Genomic DNA, 20,123 nt, shown 5'->3' with positions numbered 1-20,123 from the left:
TCTGACCTCTGACCTCTGACCTCTGACCTCTGACCTCTGACCTCTGACCTCTGACCTCCGTCTTCGCTACGCTGAGCTACGACGGACAGGCCGCTACGACGTGACAAGTCTGACCTAAAGCATCCCGAACTTTTCTAACACGATTCTGGAAAGGCCGATGAAGGCAACGGCTGGATGAGTAATGACATAAGTAGGAATGGTGTTCATATAGTTTCCAAAGCGGCCCTTTTCCTCAAAGCGTGCTTGGAAAGGCGAGGACTTAAAGTAGTCTAAGAATCTAGGAACCATGCCACCTGCAATATAAACGCCCCCTTCGGCCGAGATCGTAATGGCATAATTGCCTGCAATGGTTCCCAGCATGGCACAGAACATATCCAAGGCATCCTTGCACATGTCATGGACTTCTGGGGGAGGCGAAGGCTGTACTTGGGGGTCTTTCAACGCATAGGCAACGATGTTTTCTGCGGACAGTTTCTGAAAAGGATCAAAGACATTCTCTGTTTCATGGAAGGGGCGTGTGTCAAAACTTTCCTTTTCAGGGCGGCGTTCTTCATCTTGAGAGGCGATTTTAATATCATCAAACCCTTCGAATTCTTTGTACTTAAACTTATGGCGGTAGGGCTCTCCTGCCTGCTCGGGAAGGGTTTTGAAGGGGCTGTCAGAAAAGGGGTAACCTTTTTTTGCATCAAATCGTAATTGATCCTTTTTTATGGCAAAAAGAGCTTGATAAAGATTTTCTAGCCCGTGACCCGACAGAACACGTTCAGCAGAAGCATGGCCAAATTCCTTGCGGACAATGGAAAGCACTGTTGCTTCGTGGTCGTCAGAAGCCGGCATGGTCACGTGACCGCCTTCGCCCGGGGTTGCAACCCATTCTTCTGACTTTTGAGCAGCGGCTTCAGCCCCCTGAGCGCTTTGTGGAGCCGGGATCAAAGTGGAAATGCCCAATCCTGTTCCTGGTCCTAAGACGACCATCGGCTTCTTAGGCTTTTTATCTCCGCCCCCAACTTTTACCATGTCTTCTTCTTTAAGATAGGGAATTGCCTTTGCAATGGCGACAAAGTCATTAACGACAATCAAATCCTCAAAACCAAAATGGAGCTTAAGCTGATCCTGTGAAAAGGTCCAACTGGCATTGGTCATGGTAATTTCGTCGCTGTCCGTGGGGCAGGCTATGGCAATGGCTGCAATCTGTGGTTGGACCCCTAGGGGTTTTAAGAAATGCTCGAGGGCCTCCTGAAGGGAAAGAAAATCTTTTGTCTTATAGTTCGAGATTTTAAACTCAGGACTATCCGGAGACACAATGGTAAAGCGCGCATTAGTGGCTCCAATGTCGGCGAGCAACAAAGTCTTTTGAATTAAGAGCGGATCTATGGGTCTTCTCCCTTTGTTTTTCATTCTAATTTAAAGGGGAAAAATGGTGGGCGCAAGAGGGATTGAACCTCTGACCCCTACGATGTCAACGTAGTGCTCTCCCGCTGAGCTATGCGCCCCATAAGGACTTTCATCCTCTTGGCACCATATACACGTGTTCTTTTTCAAGTGCAAGGGGGTATAAAGAATCCTACAAGTGCATTGTTATTCTTCAATAAAGAATGGTATTGGTTTCAAGAATTAAGTACAACGACCGGACATAGTTTTTTTGGAGTTAAGTGAATGGGAAAGATAAAATTTTTTATATGGTTGGTTTTTCTTATTGTGGTGGGAAGTGTTTGGTTCTTTTCGCCCTCTAAGGATGTTACCCCCACTACCTCAGAAGAATGTGCTCAAAAATATGCTTCAAGTCTTGTTCATAAGTGTATTTGCAAATTCAAAGTAGAACAGCCCTGTAAAAGCATAGATCTCGACGCAGAAGGAAATAAAGATCTTGACGCAGAAGGGAAGTGTCAGGTCCACTTTCTTCAAAAGTGTCTTTACCCAAATGATCCCGATGCCAAGGTAGGCAATGGCGATTGGGGAGAGTTCACCTGCTGTGTCCATGGGAATTGTGCGCCCCATCAGAAATGCGGGATGTAATCCTACCCAGATTGAAGATACTTTAGGGCCTTTTCACGTTCAAAAAGCGCCAGCAAAATCCGTGCAGCTTTTCCCCGCTCTGATTTTAGCTGGGGGTCTTTGTTCAGTAATAACTGGGCATCCTTATAGGCTTTTTGAAGCAAATCTTGATGGATGAACAGATTTGCAATTCGAAAGGGGCTCTTGCCACTTTGTTGACTGCCCATAATATCTCCGGCCCCCCGGAGTTTTAGATCCTCTTCGGCGATGCGAAACCCATCGTTTGATTTGCGCATAATGCCAAGGCGTCTTTGAGCTGTGGGGCTCAGGGGGCTTTCATATAACAAAAAGCAGTTCGCATCTCGTGAGCTACGACCAATGCGTCCCCGCAACTGGTGCAATTGCGAAAGCCCAAAGCGCTCTGCATGTTCGATCACCATAAGGGTTGCGTCATCCACATGGACACCCACCTCGATGACAGTTGTGGCAATGAGAATGCTGATATCCCCAGATTTAAACTGGGCCATCACTTTATCTTTTTCGTCGCTTTTCATTTTGCCGTGAACCAGTCCCACTTTGTCGCCAAACTGCGTCCGTAAAGACTCATATCGGTCTTTGGCAGCGGCCAGATCAAGGAGTTCGGATTCCTCAATAAGGGGACAAATCCAATAGACTTTTTCCTGTTTTTCCAGAACGCGCTCTAGGGACTGAATGACATCCTCTAAGCGATCGATTGAGAGGGCGCCAGTCGTAACGTTTCCTCTATTGCTTGGTTTGTCGGAAATGCAAGAGACATCCATATCGCCAAAAGCTGTCAGTTGTAGGGTGCGCGGGATAGGAGTAGCCGTCATGGCCAGGACATCCACCTTGTTGTTTTTTGAAGTGAGAGAAAGGCGTTGGTCGACGCCAAAGCGGTGTTGCTCATCAATGACAACCAAGCCTAAATTTTTAAAGTTTATGGAATCATACAACAGAGCGTGCGTGCCAATGGCAATTTGAGTCTCTCCTGATGCCAGTTTTTCATGACTTTCTTTTGCATTTTTCATGCGATTACGGGTGCCAGTAAAGAGATCAAGCTTCAATCCAAGTTTTTCGGCCAGAGGGGCAAGGGTTTGGAAATGTTGCTGGGCCAAGATTTCTGTTGGTGCCATGAGAGCAGCTTGTTCACCAGTTTCAACGGCGCGCAAGAGAGCTAAAAAGGCCACCATTGTTTTACCAGAGCCCACATCCCCATGAAGGAGTCTTACCATTTTCATGGGGGCAGCCATATCCTGGGAGATCTCTTCCCAGGCTGCTTTTTGACCTAGGGTGAGTTCAAAGGGCAGGATCTCTAGGAGTTTTGGAATAAGCTCTCCCTTTTTTGTGCGCGATTTGCCTTCAATTTTGCGATGATATTGTCGCATCAGTCTCAGAAGGAGCTGATTGGCCAAGAGCTCATCATAGGCCAGCCTTTGCCGTTCAGGCGATGTTGGTTCTAACGCGGACTCTTCTTGGGGAGAGTGGCTTTTGCTAAGAGCCTCTTGCCAAGAGGGCCAGGCCTTTTTCTTGTGGAGAGATCGATCTATCCATTCAGGTAGTTCGGGTGTTGTTTGGATAGCCGATGCCATCGTCTTTTGCAGCAACTTACTGCTGATCCCTGTTGAAAGTGGGTAGTGGGCTTCGGCACCACACCAAGAGGCGAGATCCTCTGGGGCACCCACATGATCTGGATGTGTCATCTGAGCCTTTCCCTTATAAAAGTTTAAGGATCCTGTGATGAGTCGTTCTTCCCCAGTAGGGAGGATATTGTCCATATAGCGCGCATCGGCTCTAAAGAATATAAGGTCTATATTGCCAGAGGGATCCTTACAGCGAATACGATAGGGTTGCCTCTTGCTAAAGGGAACATAGTGTTTGTGAACTTTCGCCACGAAAGAAACGCAAGGGCTTTCCTTTTGATGCACGGCTTCTTCAAATTGGCCCAGATCGGCAATCTGTTTGATGGGATAGCGGCATAGAATTTTTGTCGGAAGATGAAGGAGTAAGTCTAACACACGAGAGCCCACAAAATTTTCCAAAATCTTTTCAGTTTTTGGTCCAATGCCCTCCAAAGAAGAGAGCGGTGAGAAGAGGGGGGCCAAAATTTTTGCTGGCACAGATTAAATCCTTTTGTTTCCAGTTGTAATTTCCTAAACTGTGACGGATTTTTCAAGTGCGAATTTCTTAAAAGGGTTATCAAAATGGCTGTTGTGGAACTTAAAGAGCTTTCAGACTTTCTGAAATCCCCTGAGCGTGGCAGAATTATGGGGCTCGACGTAGGTTCTAAAACGGTGGGTGTTGCCCTTTCCGATAAGACTTTTTTAATTGCAACGCCCCTTTCGGTTCTCAAACGTGAAAAATTTCAGCCTTTGTTGAAATCCTTGACAGAATTGATCAAAGAAAATGACGCAGTTGCTCTTGTTGTGGGACTGCCCATTGAAATGAGTGGGGGAGAAGGGGCCAAGTGTCAGTCTATCCGCCAGTTTGTGGAGAATCTTTTGGAATTCATTGATATTCCTGTTGTTTTTTGGGATGAACGTTTATCAACGGCTGCGGTGACCCGCACTCTTTTGGAAGCGGATGTTTCTCGCGAAAAGAGAAAAAAAGTCGTTGATAAACTCGCAGCAAGCTATATTTTGCAAGGGGTGCTAGACGCCATGAAGAATATGGAAAGGAGAACAACATAATGCTAAAAGGCTACGATTTAAGCCTTTTGTGGGGGATTCCCTTTGCGGGTGTTTTGCTCTCCATTGCTCTTTTGCCCCTCATGGTTCCAGCCTTTTGGCATCGTCATTATGGAAAGGTCATGTTGCTTTGGACTCTTGGGCTTTTGATTCCAATGGTCGGTGTCTATGGAATTAGCCTGACACTTCATGAATTTCTCCATACCATGTTCATGGAGTATATTCCTTTCATTGTCCTTATTGGGGCCCTCTACATCATAACGGGTGGAATCCTATTGCGCGCAGAGTGGCTTGGTTCTCCCCTCAGCAACACTCTGGTGCTTATTTCGGGGACATTGGCTGCTAGTTGGATTGGGACGACGGGGGCAGCCATGCTTTTAATTCGGCCATTGATTCGCGCTAATTCCTGGCGTGAGCACAATGTGCATATAAAGATTTTTTTCATCTTTCTTGTGGCCAATATTGGTGGGGCATTAACCCCACTAGGCGATCCACCGCTTTTTGTTGGCTTTTTATATGGTGTAGGCTTTTTTTGGACCACACAGAATCTTTTGCTTCCCCTTATTGCCATTGTGATTCCCATGCTCATTATTTTTTATTTCTTGGACCACTGGTTTTATCACAAAGAAGAAGAGACGGCCCCCGTACGGGTGACTCATGTCAATCGACTCAGTTTTGAGGGATGGTTTAATTTTATCCTTTTGGGAGGGGTCATTTTATCGGTTTTATTGTCAGGACTCTGGAAATCTTCCCTAGAGTTTTCCATTGGTGGAATTAGCATCCCCCTTATGGATCTTTTAAGATGTGTGTTCATCGTACTGCTCGCGGCGGTTTCATGGTTCACAACTTCCCATAGAATTCGGACGGACAATGCGTATACGTGGGATCCATTGCTTGAAGTGGTGAAGATTTTTGCAGCGATCTTTGTGACCGTTTTGCCTGTGATAGCTATCCTTTCTAAGGGGCGCGATGGGGCCTTGGGCTGGATTATTGAGATGGTCAGCGATAAGGATGGTGTGCCACTCTCGTATATGTATTTTTGGCTGACGGGAATATTGTCGGCCTTTTTGGACAATGCGCCCACCTATCTGGTCTTTTTCCATACGGCGGGAGGAGATGCCGAATTCCTCATGGGCGATTGCTGTGGGGCTCTCATGGCCATCTCTTGTGGAGCTGTTTTCATGGGAGCCCTGACCTATATTGGCAACGCGCCTAACTTTATGGTCCGCGCCATTGTGGAACAACAGGGCATCAAAATGCCCAGCTTCTTAGGCTATATGGCCTGGTCGTGCCTTATTCTCATTCCTTTGTTTGGATTGCTGACGTTGCTCTTCTTTTTGTAGGTGAGTGAGCCTCGTTTCCCTTGGATCCCGCGCTCATAAGGAATTCTAAGCCGCGCCTTCGGCTTGCTAGGATTCCTAATGGCCGGGAAGACGATTTTTGGCCATGTGCCATGAACCGCTTAGCCATATGGCATAGACCGCAAGGGCTCCTGAGCGCCCACTATTTGCCAAGGATTCCAGAGCAATCGTCTTCCCGGAACCTAGGGTCTCTTGGCGAACCAGCGTCTTAAGCTGGTGAGACGTAGGGAGCCTTGGTATCGCGGGATCCATTGGAAGTATGCAAAGAGAAGGCACAAAATCACGCCGTAGCGACCTGTCACGTCGAAGCGACCCGTCACGTCGTAGCGGCCTGTCACGTCGTATCCGCCTGTCCATCATAGCAACTTGTCACGTCGTAGCTCAGCAAAGACGGAAGCGAAGACGGATCGTAGTGCCCGTCCCCATAGACATAACAGGCCATACCCCTCTTTTCATTTCATATGTACTGAACCTATACAATTACCGGTTGCAACCGTCCTGAGGGGTGGCTATAGTCTGACCCGTCGGAGCGTAGCGCAGCCTGGTAGCGCACCACACTGGGGGTGTGGGGGTCGTGGGTTCGAATCCCGCCGCTCCGACCAAAGGACAAAAACTCAACTAGATAACAACAAGCACTTTCAGTGCTTTTGAAAAAAACGGCCAGTGTCGTTTTTCTACAGTGTGCGGACTTTTTTGCCTATCTCACGAAAGGGATTTTTTTTTCGACAAAATCAAGTATTAAGAAGCAAAATGAATGCGAGAAGTGATGTCTGCGAGGGTGGATTCGGCAATGACTCGGATGGCTTTTTCTTGATTTTCATCTTTGACATCAAGCTTTATCTGTTCCAGATCTTGGATGGCCTGGCGCAGTTGTTCATCAATATATTTTTGTGGGTCGCCAGCATTGTGGGCTTGGTTAGCCAGGATTCGGCCAAGCATAAGTCGAATGGCGATGAGTTCTCCAAAAAAGCGTTCCATATAATTAACTTCCTTTCCATGTGATTTCAGGGCGTGTATGATCCAGTCCAAATTATAGCGGATTTCCTCTTTGAACAAAAGACATCCGTTTAACGGGGAAGAGAGCTTTTTTATGGAGCTTCATATCAGAGGGATGTTTAATGCAGACTAATGGCTTTTCTTTTATAGAATTTACGGGCACCGATGAACAAGAGCTGGATGCTTTGTTTAGGGGCTTAGGGCTGACCAAAACGGCCCAACATAAAACCAAAGAGATTTCTCTTTATGAGCAGGGGCACATTCGATTCTTCATGAATCTGGAACAGGATAGTTTTGCTGCAGGCTATGCTAGAAAACATGGTCCGGCCGTTTGTGGTATGGCCATCAATGTTGAGAATTCAGAGGCGGCCCTTCAAGTGGCCCTTGATCGGAACGCCAAAGAAAGCAACTCTGACCATCCCATCCCTTCCATTGAAGGGGTCGGGCAGAGCCAAGTTTATCTTTGTGAAGAAGCCCAATTTCAGGAGTATATTGAGAGCTCTTTTGACCCTGTTTCTATGCCGTCAAATGACGTGGGGCTGACCCATGTGGACCATTTGGCTAATAATGTATTTACAGGGAACGGCAAGAAAGCGGCGGCATTCTATAAAGACGTACTGGGCTTTAAATCCATCACTTCTTTCAATATTAAAGGGAAAGTAACGGGCCTCAAAAGTGAAGCCATTGTGAGCTCATGTGGGAAGATGCGGATGACCGTAAACGAGTCATCGGATGCTATTTCTCAGATCTCGGAATTTTTGAAGGATTTTAATGGCGAGGGTGTTCAACATATAGCCTTAATTGGTCCTGATATATATGAAAGCATGGAAAAGCTTTTGGGCAATGGCGTCCCCTTTGTTGGTGCGGATGAAGAATATTATAAGGAACTTGAGAACCGCTTGCCAAAACATGGGGAAGATTCCACGAATATGCGTTTGCATAAGGTTCTTTTGGATGGAATCGTTGATGATAGGAATGGCAATCAGATTTTGCTCCAAAGCTTTACCAAGCGCGTTTTTGGAGCATTCTTTATGGAAATCATGCAACGAAAAGGCCACGACGGATTTGGGGAAGGAAATTTTACGGCTGGATTTAAGGCCATCGAACAAGATCAGATCGAACGCGGAAACCTAAGGGCTTAAGGCCGGGTTAAGCCTGGCGATTTTATTGCTCTCCTATTTCCAAAGGGAAAACTTTTTGGTCATTTCAGAAACCGTATCCCATTTTCCATAGAGAACGATGCCATAGTAATTTAAGTCTTCTTCCTTTGAGCTTTTCGTTCTTTCTATTTGTTCCACATAGGTGCCGCCGGTCATTGTGTTCAAGAAAACACCGTGGAGAATGCTTTTTTCGCGTGCCGTAAAGGCCGTGGTTCTTATTTTCCCCCCACTGGCCCGCAATATCATAAAAGGCATTTGGGAAATATTTGGATAGTGGTTTTCTTGGGCATCTATATAGGTATCTAAGCTGAGACTTTCATTATCCAGCTGGGCGCCTAGTCCAATGGTCATATGTGCAAGGGCATTCATGGCAATGCCTGAATCGAGAGACTTATTAAGAACGGCGACTAACTTATTTTCGAACATTATTATGGCTCCTCTCTGTTTTTGCACAGGCCATAATTACATAAGTTTGCGGAGGGAATCAACGGTGAAGATGCTGGTGCGGAAGGGCTTGGGGAAACCTCCATTGCCAATGGATCTAAAAATTAGTATACTCTAGAGTGAAAATAACAAAGGAGAACATCCATGAAACGGGAGAGCAGAGTCGTCACAAGTTTTACAGTTGTAGGGGTTGTCCTTGCTGTTGGCTTGGTTATTGGGTACATGAATTTTTATCGAACAGCGGTTGAAGAGTCGGCCGATCGGTTTTTTACAGCCATCAAAACTAAGAATTATCCTTTTGCCTATGAATTCTTAGCACAAGTTTTTCAAAGAAAGACGTCTGAGGAAAGTTTTTTGAACTTCCTGGAGACTTCGGGACTTACCGATATTCAAGAAACATCTTGGCTCAGTGATACCGCGACGGGATCTTTGGCTAAAATTGAAGGGTCTGTCGTGACGAACACTCAGGAAGTCATTCCAGTTCAGCTTGTTCTCATTAAAGAAAATGGTGTTTGGAAAATTTACTCTTTGCGCAAGGATCTCAGTGGTGTGCTTTCAGAAACAACGCCAGTAGAGGCCCCATCTGAACAGCAATTGGTTTATTTGGTAAAAGATGCCATGAGCTCTTTTAGTGACTCTGTCAAAGCGAAGAGCATGAAAAAGTTCCATGATCAGATCTCAACCCTATGGCAATTACAATCGACGCCTGAGGCTTTGGATGAGTCCTATGGAGCTGTGTATGATGCAGGTTTAGATCTATCTGTCCTCAGTAAGGTAGCTCCTGTATTCGAAGGAACGCCAACATTGACTGAGCAAGGTGAGCTTTTGGTAAAGGGACATTTCCCTACAAAGCCTACGAGCGTTCACTTTGAGCAAAAGTTCGTATACGAAGGATTGGGTTGGAAGCTTATTGGTTTTACCGTTAAGTTCGTCTAACGACTCGTTTTCCTATCTAACGAGCTAAAAGGGCAGGAGTTTGACTTCTGCTCTTTTTTTGTGCCTTTTCCTAGCATACTTTTTATGGATCCCGCGCTACCAAGGTACTCTACGACTCTCCGGCTTATCCGTCTTCGCTTCGCTACGACGTGACGAGTCCTTACTTCGCTTCCGTCTTCGCTTCGCTACGACGTGATAGGCCGCTATGATGTGGCGAGGGGCTATGGGGGACGGGGACAGGTCGCTACGACGTGATTTTGTGCTTCCTCCTAGCATGCTTTTTATGGATCCCGCGATACCAAGGTACTCTATGACTCTCCGGCTTAAGACGCCGGTTCGTCTAGAGTTCCTAAAGGTTCCGGGATGACGATTGCTCTGGAATCCTGGGCAAATAGAGGGCGCTCAGGAATTTGACGATTGCTCTGGAATCCTGGGCAAATAGAGGGCGCTCAGGAATTTGACGATTGCTCTGGAATCCTGGGCAGGCGTCGGAAGCCCTTGCGGTCTATGCCATATGGCTAAGCGAACCATAGCACACGGCCAAAAACCGTCATCCCGGCCATTAGGAATTCTTAGCAAGCCGAAGGCGCGCGTTAGAATTTCTTATGAGCGCGGGATCCAGCTTTCAGCACTCTCAACCGAAACAGGAGCTTCGGGCGCAGCACCTTCCGCATCAACATCACTCTTCATTGCAATAGGAGTTTCGGGTACAGAACCTTCCGCACCAACACCAGCTTCCATTGGAACAGGAGCTTCGGGTGCAGCACCTTCCGCACCAACATCTCTCTCAACATCAACAACAAGAGCCCTATCATCGTGCTTCTCAGCACTCTCAACAGCAACAGGAGCTTCACCCTCAACCACGCCACTACCAGTAGTTTCCGCGGAAATTTGAGATTCGACACTTGCATCGCCCTCTAGTATAAAGGGAGTCTCTCCAACTTCGGGATCAAGGACCTTTACTTGCATGGTAGGGCGTTTCTTTTTATCACTCTCACAGTCCTTTACCCATATGTCATAGACTGGGTGATCGAGGGCCGAAACGGCCGGACTGGAAGCAAACATCCAGCTGGAGAAAATCTTTTCGTCGGTTGCTCCTCGTTTGGTCTCCCAGATTTCAAGGAAAGCGGTTGCTTCTGGAGGTTCTTCTGGAGGCGTTTTTTCACAGTGGCGCGCAATGATTTTGAGCTGCCCAAATTTTACAGGCTTATCCACTGGGGCTTTCAGAGTTGAGAGGCGCCCAGTGACTTTATCAAGGCCCTGGAGGACAACAACATCCTCTGAGACATTTTCTTCTGATGCCATTGCCACCAATGGATTTGACAACCCTAAAATCAGTCCACAGATTGGCAGGATACGGCGATGCCAGTCCATAGGTCTAGGGGCTGGGACTATCATTGTCGGTCTCGTCATCTTGATACGACGATGCCAGCCCATAGGTCTAGGGGCTGGGATTATCATTGTCGGTCTCGTCATCTTTTTTCTTATCTTGGCTAAAGATATATTGTCCAATGAGGGATTCGATGCTGATGGCTGCTTGGGTGTACTTAATTTCACCACCGTGTTGAATAATGTCATCGCTTCCACCCGGAACCAGAGCCAAGTATTTACCGCCCAGCAAACCCTCTGAAACCACTTCTGCCGAAGTGTCCACTGGCAACTTTATGTCAGAGTTAACAGAAATTGTGACAATGGCGAGAAAAGTTGATGGATCAAGAGTCTCTGTCGTTACAGTTCCCACCTTAATACCACTTACACGGACGTCGCTTCCTTTTAGCAGACCATCTACTCGGTCAAATTTTGCGGTTAGTTCATAGGCCCCATTAAGTTTTGCAGCATTTCTGCTTGTATAGGCAAAAATAAGGATAACCGCTGCGATCACAAGAACAATGGCTCCCATAATGGTCTCTAGTAAATTCGTGCGCATAATAGCCTTTCTAATTAGTTGGATTCCAGGGAGTGTAATCTAAAGGGGTGTTTGAGGGCAATACAGGTGGTTTATAGGCAAAAACTGTTCCCGTTAGATTGGGCTGTGGGGGTTTTTGCCACTTGTAACGGATCTCATTTTTAGATGAAGGAGGCTGTTGAATGGTATGATGAAGCCACCCATACCACTGGGGAGAACCCTTGCTTCCTTCGGGGGTGCCATTGTAAATGATCCATCGTTTTGATCTTAAGGCGTTAGGCTTTCGAGGCTGCTCATAGTACTGATTTCCCAGAGAGTCTTCCCCAACCAAGCGGCTACCTCGTAAACGGATGTAAAATTTTGTCAATTGCTGTGTTATGTTTATCATGATAGCTATAACATATACCCTATCGAGAATTATTTCGCTACGGGTTAATTTTTGCTTCGAATTTTATACATTTTATTTTTATTTTCTAAGTATCCCACTATAAACTTTTAAACAAGCCACCGTAATCCGCGACTTTTTTTAAATGTGAGAAAAAAATTAGAGAAATCCACCCTGTCCTTTTATAGCTGTAAAAATCAGGGGTTGTCAACATGTAGTAATTTTTGTAAAAATTTAATCAATATATTGTGTTTTAAAACTAAAATTATTTTTATTATAAACCCTAATTTTTTGGAGATCTACCATGCGCATTGAACGGAAATTCACCTCAGAAAACAAATCGCCCTATGAGGACGTTCAATTCCGCGAAACCACCAGTGAAATTAGAAACCCGGACGGCAGCATCGTTTTTAAGTTGGAGGGGATTGAGGTTCCTAAAAAATGGACCCAAGTTGCCTGTGATATTATTGCCCAAAAGTTTTTCCGCAAAGCAGGTGTGCCGGCCCGTTTGAAGTCAGCAGAGGAAGAGGGTGTTCCACAGTGGCTTTCTCGCCACGAAGCGGACACACAGGCTCTGGAGGATTTGCCCGAAGAAGAGCGTTTTGGAGGCGAGACGTCCTGCCGTCATGTTTTTGATCGTTTAGCGGGGACGTGGACCTATTGGGGTTGGAAAGGCGGTTATTTTACCAAGGAAGAAGATGCCAAAGCTTTTTATGATGAGCTGCGTTATATGTTGTGTCAACAAATGGTGGCGCCGAATTCGCCCCAGTGGTTCAATACGGGACTCTATTGGGGGTACGGTATCAATGGCCCAGCCCAAGGGCATTTTTATTACGACGAAAAGCTGGAGAAGGTAAGAAAGTCTGATTCCTCTTATGAGCGGCCTCAACCCCACGCCTGCTTTATTCAGGGTGTTTCCGATGATCTGGTCAATGAAGGGGGCATCATGGATTTGTGGCTCCGTGAAGCCAGACTCTTTAAGTTTGGGTCGGGGACAGGGTCTAACTTTTCAAAAATCCGAGGCCAGGGAGAAAATCTTTCTGGTGGTGGAAAATCTTCCGGACTTCTCAGCTTTTTGAGGATTGGCGATCGGGCAGCGGGTGCCATAAAATCAGGAGGAACCACTCGTCGGGCGGCAAAGATGGTGGTTGTGGACGTGGATCACCCCGATGTGGAAGAATTTATTAATTGGAAAACAATTGAGGAGCAAAAAGTCGTTGCCTTGGTTGCGGGATCCAAGCTGGCGGAAAAGCATCTCAATGCCATTATGGCTGCGTGTCAAGGTGAAGAAGGTGATACAGAAAAGGTGCTGGATCCGGCCAAGAATGCCAAGTTGAAATCGGCCATCATAGAGGCTCGACAGTCTATGATTTCCGATAATTATATCCAGCGTGTCATCCAGTTTGCAGGCCAAGGATTTAAGTCTCTGAAATTTGAAACTTATAATACGGACTGGGATTCGGAAGCCTATCTTACCGTTTCTGGTCAGAACTCTAATAACTCGGTTCGCGTTACCGATGACTTTTTGAATAAAGTAAAAACCAATGATGATTGGGACTTAAAAGGTCGCATTGACGACAAGACATACAAGACCGTCAAAGCTGGCGACCTGTGGGACCAAATTACTTATGCTGCGTGGTCATGTGCAGATCCTGGGATTCAATTTGATACGACAATTAATAGCTGGCATACGTGTCCGCAAAGTGGTCGGATCAATGCGTCTAATCCCTGTTCCGAATATATGTTTCTAGATGATACGGCGTGCAACTTGGCGTCCCTTAACTTGATGGCCTTTAAGCGGCCTAACTCGGTGGGACTTGAGTTTGATACGGAGGCTTACGAGCATGCCGTTCGTCTATGGACCATTGTTTTGGAAATTTCAGTGGCGATGGCCCAATTCCCCTCAAAGGAAATTGCTCAGCTTTCCTTTGATTTCCGGACCCTGGGACTTGGCTATGCCAACATCGGGGGCCTCTTAATGGCGTCAGGTATTCCTTACAACAGTGCAGAAGGGCGCTCTATTGCGGCGGCACTAGCGTCTATTATGACCGGTGTTTCCTATGCAACTTCGGCAGAAATGGCCAAAGAGTTGGGGCCTTTCGTCCAATACGAAAAAAATGCCTCAGATATGTTGCGGGTTATGGGCAACCATAAGGCGGCGGCCAATGGTAAGACATCTGGCTATCAAGAGCTCAACGTGAATCCGGTTCCTTTAAAAGCAGAAGAGTGCCCGCAAGTAGGCTTGGTCAAGGCGGCTCGTGTGGCTTGGGATCAAGCCTTATCCTTGGGCCAAAAGCATGGATATCGCAATGCTCAGACAACGGTGATTGCACCCACAGGGACTATCGGTCTTGTCATGGATTGCGATACGACGGGTATTGAACCAGATTTTGCCCTCGTTAAGTTCAAAAAGCTAGCGGGTGGTGGTTACTTTAAGATTATCAATCGTATGGTACCAAAGGCTTTAGAGGCCCTTGGATATGATAAAAAGCAGACTGACGAGATTATCCAATATGCCGTCGGTCATGGAAAGTTGCCCACATCATCGGGCAAGGACAAGGTGACCATAGAGGCTCTAAAGGAAAAGGGCTTTACGGATGAGGTTTTACAGAAAATTGAAAAGGCCCTGGAGACGGCTTTTGACATTCGATTTGCCTTTAGTCACTGGGCAGTGGGTGAAGAATTTTGCACGGAGATTCTCGGATTTTCCAAGGAAGAAATTCATAAGAGCGCTTTCGACATGCTGGCATCTCTTGGATTTTCCAAAGATCAAATCGAAGCAACGAACTTGTACTGTGGTGGGACGATGACTTTGGAAGGTGCTCCTCATTTGAAAGAGGAACATCTTCCCGTTTTTGATTGTGCCAGCGCTTGTGGCAAAATCGGAAAACGTCTTTTGCCCGTAGAGAGCCACATTCATATGCTTGCAGCCGTACAGCCTTTTGTCTCCGGTTCTATTTCTAAGACGATCAACATGGCCAATACGGCGACGATCGAAAATTGCAAAGAGGCCTATATGCTTTCTTGGAAGTTGGGCCTTAAGTGTAACGCCCTCTACCGAGATGGGTCTAAGCTTTCCCAAGCGATGGCGACAGGAGTCATGGATTTTGATGAAGGGGCTATTGCTGATCTTCACGAAAAACCCATGGCCGAGAAGGCACAAGTCGTGGCAGAGCGGATCATTGAACGTATCGTGCGCCAATCAGAGCGCAACCGACTGCCCAATCGTCGGAAAGGCTATACACAAAAATCCAGAGTGGGCGGGCACAAAGTTTATTTGCGGACCGGTGAATTCGAAGACGGCAACTTGGGTGAAATTTTTGTGGATATGCACAAAGAAGGTGCCTCTTTCCGGAGCCTAATGAACTGTTTTGCCATGGCCATTTCTTTGGGGCTGCAGTATGGCGTTCCTCTGGAAGAATTTGTGGATGCTTTCGTTTTTACGCGCTTTGAACCTTCGGGCATCGTCGGTGAAAATGATGCTATTAAGATGGCCACGTCGGTGATCGATTATATATTCCGCGAGTTGGCTGTTTCTTATTTGGGGCGCAATGATTTGGCCCATGCCGAGCCTGCTGACTTGCTGCCTGACAGTATTGGACAAGGGAAAGAGGAACTGGAACTTATGTCTGCTGGTGATAAGGTAGCAGATCATGTGAAGCGCATTACCAGCACAGGCTTTGTGCGGAATAGCCTCTATGTGGTTGGCAGCAATGGAAACGGTAGCTCGACGAATGGGAATGGTGCTGCCAATGGTAGCGCGACTAGTGGTGCCGCCAATGGTAGTGCGACAAACGGAAGCCTGACAAATGGCAATGGGGCTGAGACAACCATGGGGACGGCAAGTGTTGCGGCGACAGCCGTAGCATCTGAAGCACAGGCGGCTACATCGGCTCAAGAGTTGCCTCAGGCCCAAGCTGCCCCTCAGGCGGATTCGTTCTATAACAAAGTCAAGGAAGCGCGCATGAAGGGCTTTTCGGGCGATGCTTGCAACGAATGCGGTAACTTTACCCTTGTGCGCAATGGGACGTGCTTAAAGTGTGAAACATGTGGGAGCACAAGCGGCTGTTCTTAAAGTTCTTTGTCACAGCAGATTGAAGGCCCAGTACAGGTTCAAACAAATATAGTTGCGTCCTATTGTGAAACACGCTACCTATAGCTTCGGCAGTTTTGCACCTGTAATCAAGGGGTTTGGTGATTAATGGGAAGAAAGATTTTAGTAACCGGTGTTGGCGGATTTATCGGCTTTCATTTGTCCAAGACGCTTTTAGAGCGTGGAGAACGAGTGATTGGCATTGATAATATGAATGCTTATTATGATGTGAGCGTTAAAAAAGGCCGCCTTGAAATTTTGCAAGGGTACGAGAATTTCTCCTTCAACAAGATAGAGCTATCTAATCGAGAAGACATGACGGCCCTTTGGAACAGGGAAAGCACCAAATCTGCTCCTATTGTCCACGTCATTAATTTGGCAGCCCAGGCGGGTGTCCGGTATTCTTTAGAAGATCCTTATGCGTACATTCAATCCAATGTGATGGGGCATTTGGTTCTTTTGGAACTGGCGCGCCATCAAGAGGGCTTTGAAAAGTTTGTGTATGCGAGTTCCTCTTCTGTCTATGGGGCCAATAAAAAGCTTCCCTTTGCCACGGAAGATCGCACCGATACGCCCATTTCCATTTATGCGGCGTCTAAAAAGGCCGATGAGTTGATGAGCTATACCTATGCCTCATTGTATGGCATTCCGGCTGTTGGGTTGCGTTTCTTTACGGTTTATGGGCCGTGGGGTCGCCCTGATATGGCGGCCTTTAAATTTGCCAAAAATATTTTGGCCGGAGAGCCCATTCAAGTTTATGGCAATGGGGAAATGTGCCGAGACTTTACCTATGTGGATGACATTGTCCAAGGGATCATTGGAGCCCTAAACGTAGACCTACATAAGAAACTCTGTGGTGAAACGCCCCATAAAGTCTATAATTTGGGGAATAACAATCCTGTCCAGCTTTTGGATTTCATTAAAACCATCGAGCGCATTCTGGGTAAGAAAGCCATTATTGATCTTTTACCCATGCAAATGGGAGACGTGCGAAAGACATATGCGGATATCACTGAATCTCAAAATGATCTTGGATATGATCCCAAAACCCATATTGATGAAGGTCTTCAGAATTTTCTTGCCTGGTACCAAGAATTCTACGGGGACAAGCGAACCCTCAAAAACGCTTCCTAGAAAACCTATTTCCCAGTTGTATTTTTTTGTGTTATAATACAAGAAGATGGAACAAAATAAAAATAACTTTAGGGAGCTAAATGCTATGAAAACTCTTAAATTACTATCAGCCGTGAGCGTTGTCGCTCTCTTAGGATTAGGAAGCGCACCAATGGCGAGTGCGAATTTGGAAAGTGATGTCGTTAAAATTTTACAAGACAAAAGTAAGGTTTCTTCATTAGAGGGTGTATTAAGATACAAACCTTCACTTGTGAAAACTATTTTTAACAAAGCGATGGATCATGTTAAAAAAGATCCTACAGCTTTTAGAACCGTTATCAATGAGGTTCTAGGAAAAGATATACCAACAGTGGTTTCTACCTTGGAGACCTCAGGAAATGAAGCTAAGATTGTATCAGTTGTGAAAAGTGAACTTGGTAGCAAGAACGTTAATGGTAATGTAATAACAGCAGCAGTCCAAGCTGTTAAAAATGCATCCCGTCCAAAACAGCTTGATGTTGTTATGGCCCTTTTGAATGATTCTAGCCTCAAAGCAGATGCGGAAAAAGCAGTTATGGGGCTTTTGTCTGGAAGTAATTTAAATGATACAATGAACAAGCTTCTGACTTTATGTGAGACAAACAAAGTTCTTCGCAATGATGTTGCTGAAAAAGTTGCTTCAGTTGCAGCGAAACATGGGATATTAAAGAACGTAATCATTGGTATGGCAGGCTAGCGAGTATAGTTTTTTTATATACCTTATGCAAAAAACCCCTTGGCTATCCAGCTGAGGGGTTTTAATTTGAACAAATGAAAAATGATCTAGTCCAACTTACCCAGCAACAAAATGTTGCCCTCCTTACGCTTCAGCGACCTGAAGCACTGAATGCCCTTTCCAATCAATTGATCCAAGATCTCAACCAAGCGTTAGATACATGTGAACGTGATGAGGCGGTGCATGTTATTGTTTTAACGGGTTCAGAGAAAGCCTTTGCTGCGGGGGCCGATATTCAAGAGATGGTGGATAAAACCACCGCTGAGGTTACGCAAAAGGATTTCATCAAGGAATGGGAACGGATCACCCAGGTTAAAAAACCTGTCATTGCGGCTGTGTCTGGTTATGCTCTGGGCGGGGGCTGCGAGTTGGCCATGATGTGCGATTTTATCTTGGCGGCTGAAAATGCCAAGTTTTCCCAACCGGAAGTGACTATTGGGACAATCCCAGGGGCAGGGGGCACTCAGCGCCTGACTCGGCTCGTGGGAAAGTCCAAGGCCATGGACATGTGCCTAACGGGCCGGATGATCTCGGCCCAAGAGGCCCATGAAATGGGCTTGGTGGCACGCATATTTAAGACTGAAGGCTTTTTAGAGGAAGTGCTTAAAGTGGCCCATAAGATTGCAGGCATGTCCTTGCCCGTGGTGCAGCTCATTAAAGAATCCATTAATGCGGCTTTTGAAATGCCCCTGTCGGAAGGCATTAAAAATGAAAGGCGGCTATTTCATTCCACTTTTGATATACTGGACAGGAAAGAGGGAATGCAGGCGTTTTTGGACAAGAGGCCGCCAAAATTTACGGGGCGCTAATCGTACGGAGATTATCCTAGGAAGCCCATAACACAGGCTTACAAAAGGGATAAAACGGGGAGATGAAATCTATGTCAGGCTTTGATGATCGGGATGGGGTCATTTGGAAAGACGGAGCCTATGTGCCTTGGCGAAAGGCGACGCTTCATGTTTTGTCCCATGGATTACACTATGCCACCTCTATCTTTGAAGGCATCCGTGTTTATGATAGCCGTGCCTTTATGCTGAAAGAGCATCTGGAGCGCTTTTTTAAGTCTGCTGCCATTATGAGCTTAGAGATTCCCTATTCCTTAGAAGAGCTGATGAAAGCCTCTCAAGGCGTCATCGAACGCCAAAAAATCACTGATGGATATTTGCGTCCTGTGGCTTGGCTTGGCTCGGAAAAAATGGGAATTACAAGCCAGGGCAATTCCACCCATGTGGCCATTGCCGTTTGGGAGTGGCCCAAGTATTTTGCGCCTGAAGCCAATGAAAAGGGCATTCGGGTTATGATGCCAAAATGGCGGCGGCCACCGCCCCATTCAGCGCCGGCTGAAGCAAAAGCAGCCGGGATCTATATGCTTGGCCATTTGGCCCGCCGTCAGGTAGAAGAGGCTGGCTTTGACGACGCTCTGCTGTTAGATCACGAAGGTCGCTTAGCCGAATGCACGGGGGCCAATTTCTTTATGGTCAAGAGTGGGGTGATTTATACCCCAAAGCCGGAAAGTTTTCTCGATGGCCTCACGCGCCAGACGGTGATGACCCTTGCTGAGAAAGAGGGCTATGAGATGATCGAAAAGGATCTGTTTCCCAAAGACTTGGATGGGGCTGATGAGCTCTTTATTACCGGAACAGCTGTGGAAGTTACTCCTATTCGGGAAGTGCATGATTATGGCACCTTTCCCGTTGGTCCCGTAACAAAGCTTTTACGGACCCGCTACCAAGAACTGGTGCGGAAGAAGTAGGACAGAGGTCAGAAATCAGAGAACAGAAAGTGAGTTGTGCTCTAAGGCATATCCAGATCCTAGCAACAGCTCTACTGCCGTCTTCCCGGAGCCTAGGAACTCTAGACGAACCGGCGTCTTAAGCCGGTGAGTCCTAGAGTGAGTTGGCATCGCGGGATCCATGGAGCAGAGATCAGCCAACGGAGTTCAGAGCTCAGATGTAATAGCTTATACAAGGCACTTTCTGTTCTCTGAAAACTGTCCTCTGTTCTCTGCTTTTATGGATCCCGCGCTCATAAGGAATTCTAACGCTCGCCTTCGGCTTGCTAAGAATCCCTAATGGCCGGGAAGACGGTTTTTTTCGGCATCTACCCTTCTACCCTCTGACCCTAGATCCGAGATAGAGAAACAAAAAAGCTCTGAGTACGAGGAAATAGCTGGAAAAGGAGAGAAAAAGGGTTACACTCTTTAGGTGAAAACGTAACCCCTTCTTAAGAAATATTATTATGAAGCTAGCATCATTTT

Annotated in this window: 19 protein-coding genes and 2 tRNA genes; 11 read left to right on the top strand and 10 right to left on the bottom strand. The window is 46.5% G+C overall.

Annotated elements, in window-relative coordinates:
- Positions 1-114 precede the first annotated feature (114 nt).
- Together HOL16_03875 and HOL16_03870 are read right to left on the bottom strand one after the other, a co-directional pair.
- Positions 115-1,398 (bottom strand): hypothetical protein, encoded by a 1,284-nt coding sequence (locus HOL16_03875; protein MBT5389832.1) that lies wholly within the window; start codon positions 1,396-1,398, stop codon positions 115-117.
- 20 nt (positions 1,399-1,418) lie between these two features.
- Positions 1,419-1,493, bottom strand: a tRNA-Val gene (locus tag HOL16_03870).
- Between the two features lie 163 nt (positions 1,494-1,656).
- Here HOL16_03870 and HOL16_03865 point away from each other — a divergent pair.
- Positions 1,657-2,016, top strand: a complete 360-nt coding sequence (locus tag HOL16_03865) for a hypothetical protein (protein ID MBT5389831.1) — start codon at positions 1,657-1,659, stop codon at positions 2,014-2,016.
- 2 nt (positions 2,017-2,018) lie between these two features.
- Here the strand turns inward: HOL16_03865 and recG are convergent, their stop codons facing one another.
- Positions 2,019-4,130 carry an ATP-dependent DNA helicase RecG gene (gene recG / locus HOL16_03860; protein MBT5389830.1) on the bottom strand — a complete coding sequence of 704 codons (2,112 nt, stop codon included), beginning with the start codon at positions 4,128-4,130 and terminating at the stop codon, positions 2,019-2,021.
- A gap of 84 nt (positions 4,131-4,214) precedes the next feature.
- On the opposite strand from recG, the gene ruvX reads away from it, so the two are divergent.
- On the top strand, positions 4,215-4,700 hold the full coding sequence (gene ruvX, locus HOL16_03855; GenBank protein MBT5389829.1) for a Holliday junction resolvase RuvX: 486 nt from the start codon (positions 4,215-4,217) through the stop codon (positions 4,698-4,700).
- Complete coding sequence (locus HOL16_03850; GenBank protein ID MBT5389828.1) at positions 4,700-6,040, top strand: sodium:proton antiporter; 1,341 nt, start codon at positions 4,700-4,702, stop codon at positions 6,038-6,040. Before ruvX ends, HOL16_03850 begins: the two co-directional genes overlap by 1 nt.
- A 75-nt stretch (positions 6,041-6,115) precedes the next feature.
- On the opposite strand, the gene HOL16_03845 is transcribed toward HOL16_03850, so the two are convergent.
- Positions 6,116-6,415, bottom strand: coding sequence for a hypothetical protein (locus HOL16_03845; GenBank protein MBT5389827.1), 300 nt, complete (start codon positions 6,413-6,415; stop codon positions 6,116-6,118).
- Between the two features lie 168 nt (positions 6,416-6,583).
- Here HOL16_03845 and HOL16_03840 point away from each other — a divergent pair.
- Positions 6,584-6,660, top strand: a tRNA-Pro gene (locus HOL16_03840).
- Between the two features lie 136 nt (positions 6,661-6,796).
- Here the strand turns inward: HOL16_03840 and HOL16_03835 are convergent.
- On the bottom strand, positions 6,797-7,087 hold the full coding sequence (locus HOL16_03835) for a hypothetical protein (GenBank protein MBT5389826.1): 291 nt from the start codon (positions 7,085-7,087) through the stop codon (positions 6,797-6,799).
- A gap of 89 nt (positions 7,088-7,176) precedes the next feature.
- Here HOL16_03835 and hppD point away from each other — a divergent pair, with 89 nt between their 5' ends.
- A complete protein-coding gene (gene hppD, locus HOL16_03830) occupies positions 7,177-8,196 on the top strand; it encodes a 4-hydroxyphenylpyruvate dioxygenase (protein MBT5389825.1) in 1,020 nt (339 codons plus the stop codon).
- Positions 8,197-8,229: 33 nt separating this feature from the next.
- Here the strand turns inward: hppD and HOL16_03825 are convergent, their stop codons facing one another.
- The gene (locus HOL16_03825) at positions 8,230-8,640 is read right to left on the bottom strand and encodes a DUF2000 domain-containing protein (GenBank protein ID MBT5389824.1); all 411 of its coding nucleotides are present in this window, start codon (positions 8,638-8,640) and stop codon (positions 8,230-8,232) included.
- Between the two features lie 162 nt (positions 8,641-8,802).
- Here HOL16_03825 and HOL16_03820 point away from each other — a divergent pair, with 162 nt between their 5' ends.
- Positions 8,803-9,594, top strand: coding sequence for a hypothetical protein (locus HOL16_03820; GenBank protein ID MBT5389823.1), 792 nt, complete (start codon positions 8,803-8,805; stop codon positions 9,592-9,594).
- Between the two features lie 402 nt (positions 9,595-9,996).
- Here the strand turns inward: HOL16_03820 and HOL16_03815 are convergent, their stop codons facing one another.
- The 4 genes from HOL16_03815 to HOL16_03800 form a co-directional block, all read right to left on the bottom strand.
- Positions 9,997-10,173 carry a hypothetical protein gene (locus HOL16_03815; GenBank protein ID MBT5389822.1) on the bottom strand — a complete coding sequence of 59 codons (177 nt, stop codon included), beginning with the start codon at positions 10,171-10,173 and terminating at the stop codon, positions 9,997-9,999.
- A gap of 24 nt (positions 10,174-10,197) precedes the next feature.
- Complete coding sequence (locus HOL16_03810; GenBank protein ID MBT5389821.1) at positions 10,198-10,899, bottom strand: DUF2155 domain-containing protein; 702 nt, start codon at positions 10,897-10,899, stop codon at positions 10,198-10,200.
- Positions 10,900-11,035: 136 nt separating this feature from the next.
- The gene (gene mlaD / locus HOL16_03805) at positions 11,036-11,521 is read right to left on the bottom strand and encodes an outer membrane lipid asymmetry maintenance protein MlaD (GenBank protein MBT5389820.1); all 486 of its coding nucleotides are present in this window, start codon (positions 11,519-11,521) and stop codon (positions 11,036-11,038) included.
- A gap of 10 nt (positions 11,522-11,531) precedes the next feature.
- A complete protein-coding gene (locus tag HOL16_03800; GenBank protein MBT5389819.1) occupies positions 11,532-11,888 on the bottom strand; it encodes an NADH:ubiquinone oxidoreductase subunit NDUFA12 in 357 nt (118 codons plus the stop codon).
- Between the two features lie 301 nt (positions 11,889-12,189).
- On the opposite strand from HOL16_03800, the gene HOL16_03795 reads away from it, so the two are divergent.
- From HOL16_03795 to HOL16_03775, 5 genes are all read left to right on the top strand, one after another.
- Entirely contained in the window at positions 12,190-15,960 is a 3,771-nt protein-coding gene (locus HOL16_03795; GenBank protein ID MBT5389818.1) for a vitamin B12-dependent ribonucleotide reductase, read from the top strand.
- A 126-nt stretch (positions 15,961-16,086) separates the two neighbouring features.
- Complete coding sequence (locus HOL16_03790; protein ID MBT5389817.1) at positions 16,087-17,112, top strand: NAD-dependent epimerase/dehydratase family protein; 1,026 nt, start codon at positions 16,087-16,089, stop codon at positions 17,110-17,112.
- 85 nt (positions 17,113-17,197) lie between these two features.
- Positions 17,198-17,827 carry a hypothetical protein gene (locus tag HOL16_03785; GenBank protein MBT5389816.1) on the top strand — a complete coding sequence of 210 codons (630 nt, stop codon included), beginning with the start codon at positions 17,198-17,200 and terminating at the stop codon, positions 17,825-17,827.
- Positions 17,828-17,901: 74 nt separating this feature from the next.
- Complete coding sequence (locus HOL16_03780; GenBank protein ID MBT5389815.1) at positions 17,902-18,675, top strand: enoyl-CoA hydratase; 774 nt, start codon at positions 17,902-17,904, stop codon at positions 18,673-18,675.
- A gap of 71 nt (positions 18,676-18,746) precedes the next feature.
- The gene (locus HOL16_03775; protein MBT5389814.1) at positions 18,747-19,619 is read left to right on the top strand and encodes a branched-chain amino acid transaminase; all 873 of its coding nucleotides are present in this window, start codon (positions 18,747-18,749) and stop codon (positions 19,617-19,619) included.
- The last annotated feature ends 504 nt before the right edge of the window (positions 19,620-20,123 follow it).

The organism is Alphaproteobacteria bacterium (assembly GCA_018662925.1).
Taxonomy (GTDB): Bacteria; Pseudomonadota; Alphaproteobacteria; order 16-39-46; family JABJFC01; genus JABJFC01.
Note: the sequence above shows the minus strand (reverse complement) of the source record. Positions and strands in the feature narration are given on the sequence as shown.

Excerpts from the sequence above, each read along its gene's own strand:
- HOL16_03780 (MBT5389815.1), top strand. The coding sequence starts at position 17,902 with ATGAAAAATGATCTAGTCCAACTTACCCAGCAACAAAATGTTGCCCTC.
- HOL16_03875 (MBT5389832.1), bottom strand. The coding sequence starts at position 1,398 with ATGAAAAACAAAGGGAGAAGACCCATAGATCCGCTCTTAATTCAAAAG.
- HOL16_03785 (MBT5389816.1), top strand. The coding sequence starts at position 17,198 with ATGAAAACTCTTAAATTACTATCAGCCGTGAGCGTTGTCGCTCTCTTA.
- HOL16_03865 (MBT5389831.1), top strand. The coding sequence starts at position 1,657 with ATGGGAAAGATAAAATTTTTTATATGGTTGGTTTTTCTTATTGTGGTG.
- HOL16_03810 (MBT5389821.1), bottom strand. The coding sequence starts at position 10,899 with ATGGCATCAGAAGAAAATGTCTCAGAGGATGTTGTTGTCCTCCAGGGC.
- HOL16_03800 (MBT5389819.1), bottom strand. The coding sequence starts at position 11,888 with ATGATAAACATAACACAGCAATTGACAAAATTTTACATCCGTTTACGA.
- HOL16_03850 (MBT5389828.1), top strand. The coding sequence starts at position 4,700 with ATGCTAAAAGGCTACGATTTAAGCCTTTTGTGGGGGATTCCCTTTGCG.
- HOL16_03775 (MBT5389814.1), top strand. The coding sequence starts at position 18,747 with ATGTCAGGCTTTGATGATCGGGATGGGGTCATTTGGAAAGACGGAGCC.
- HOL16_03845 (MBT5389827.1), bottom strand. The coding sequence starts at position 6,415 with ATGGACAGGCGGATACGACGTGACAGGCCGCTACGACGTGACGGGTCG.
- mlaD (MBT5389820.1), bottom strand. The coding sequence starts at position 11,521 with ATGCGCACGAATTTACTAGAGACCATTATGGGAGCCATTGTTCTTGTG.
- hppD (MBT5389825.1), top strand. The coding sequence starts at position 7,177 with ATGCAGACTAATGGCTTTTCTTTTATAGAATTTACGGGCACCGATGAA.
- HOL16_03790 (MBT5389817.1), top strand. The coding sequence starts at position 16,087 with ATGGGAAGAAAGATTTTAGTAACCGGTGTTGGCGGATTTATCGGCTTT.
- ruvX (MBT5389829.1), top strand. The coding sequence starts at position 4,215 with ATGGCTGTTGTGGAACTTAAAGAGCTTTCAGACTTTCTGAAATCCCCT.
- HOL16_03825 (MBT5389824.1), bottom strand. The coding sequence starts at position 8,640 with ATGTTCGAAAATAAGTTAGTCGCCGTTCTTAATAAGTCTCTCGATTCA.
- HOL16_03820 (MBT5389823.1), top strand. The coding sequence starts at position 8,803 with ATGAAACGGGAGAGCAGAGTCGTCACAAGTTTTACAGTTGTAGGGGTT.
- HOL16_03795 (MBT5389818.1), top strand. The coding sequence starts at position 12,190 with ATGCGCATTGAACGGAAATTCACCTCAGAAAACAAATCGCCCTATGAG.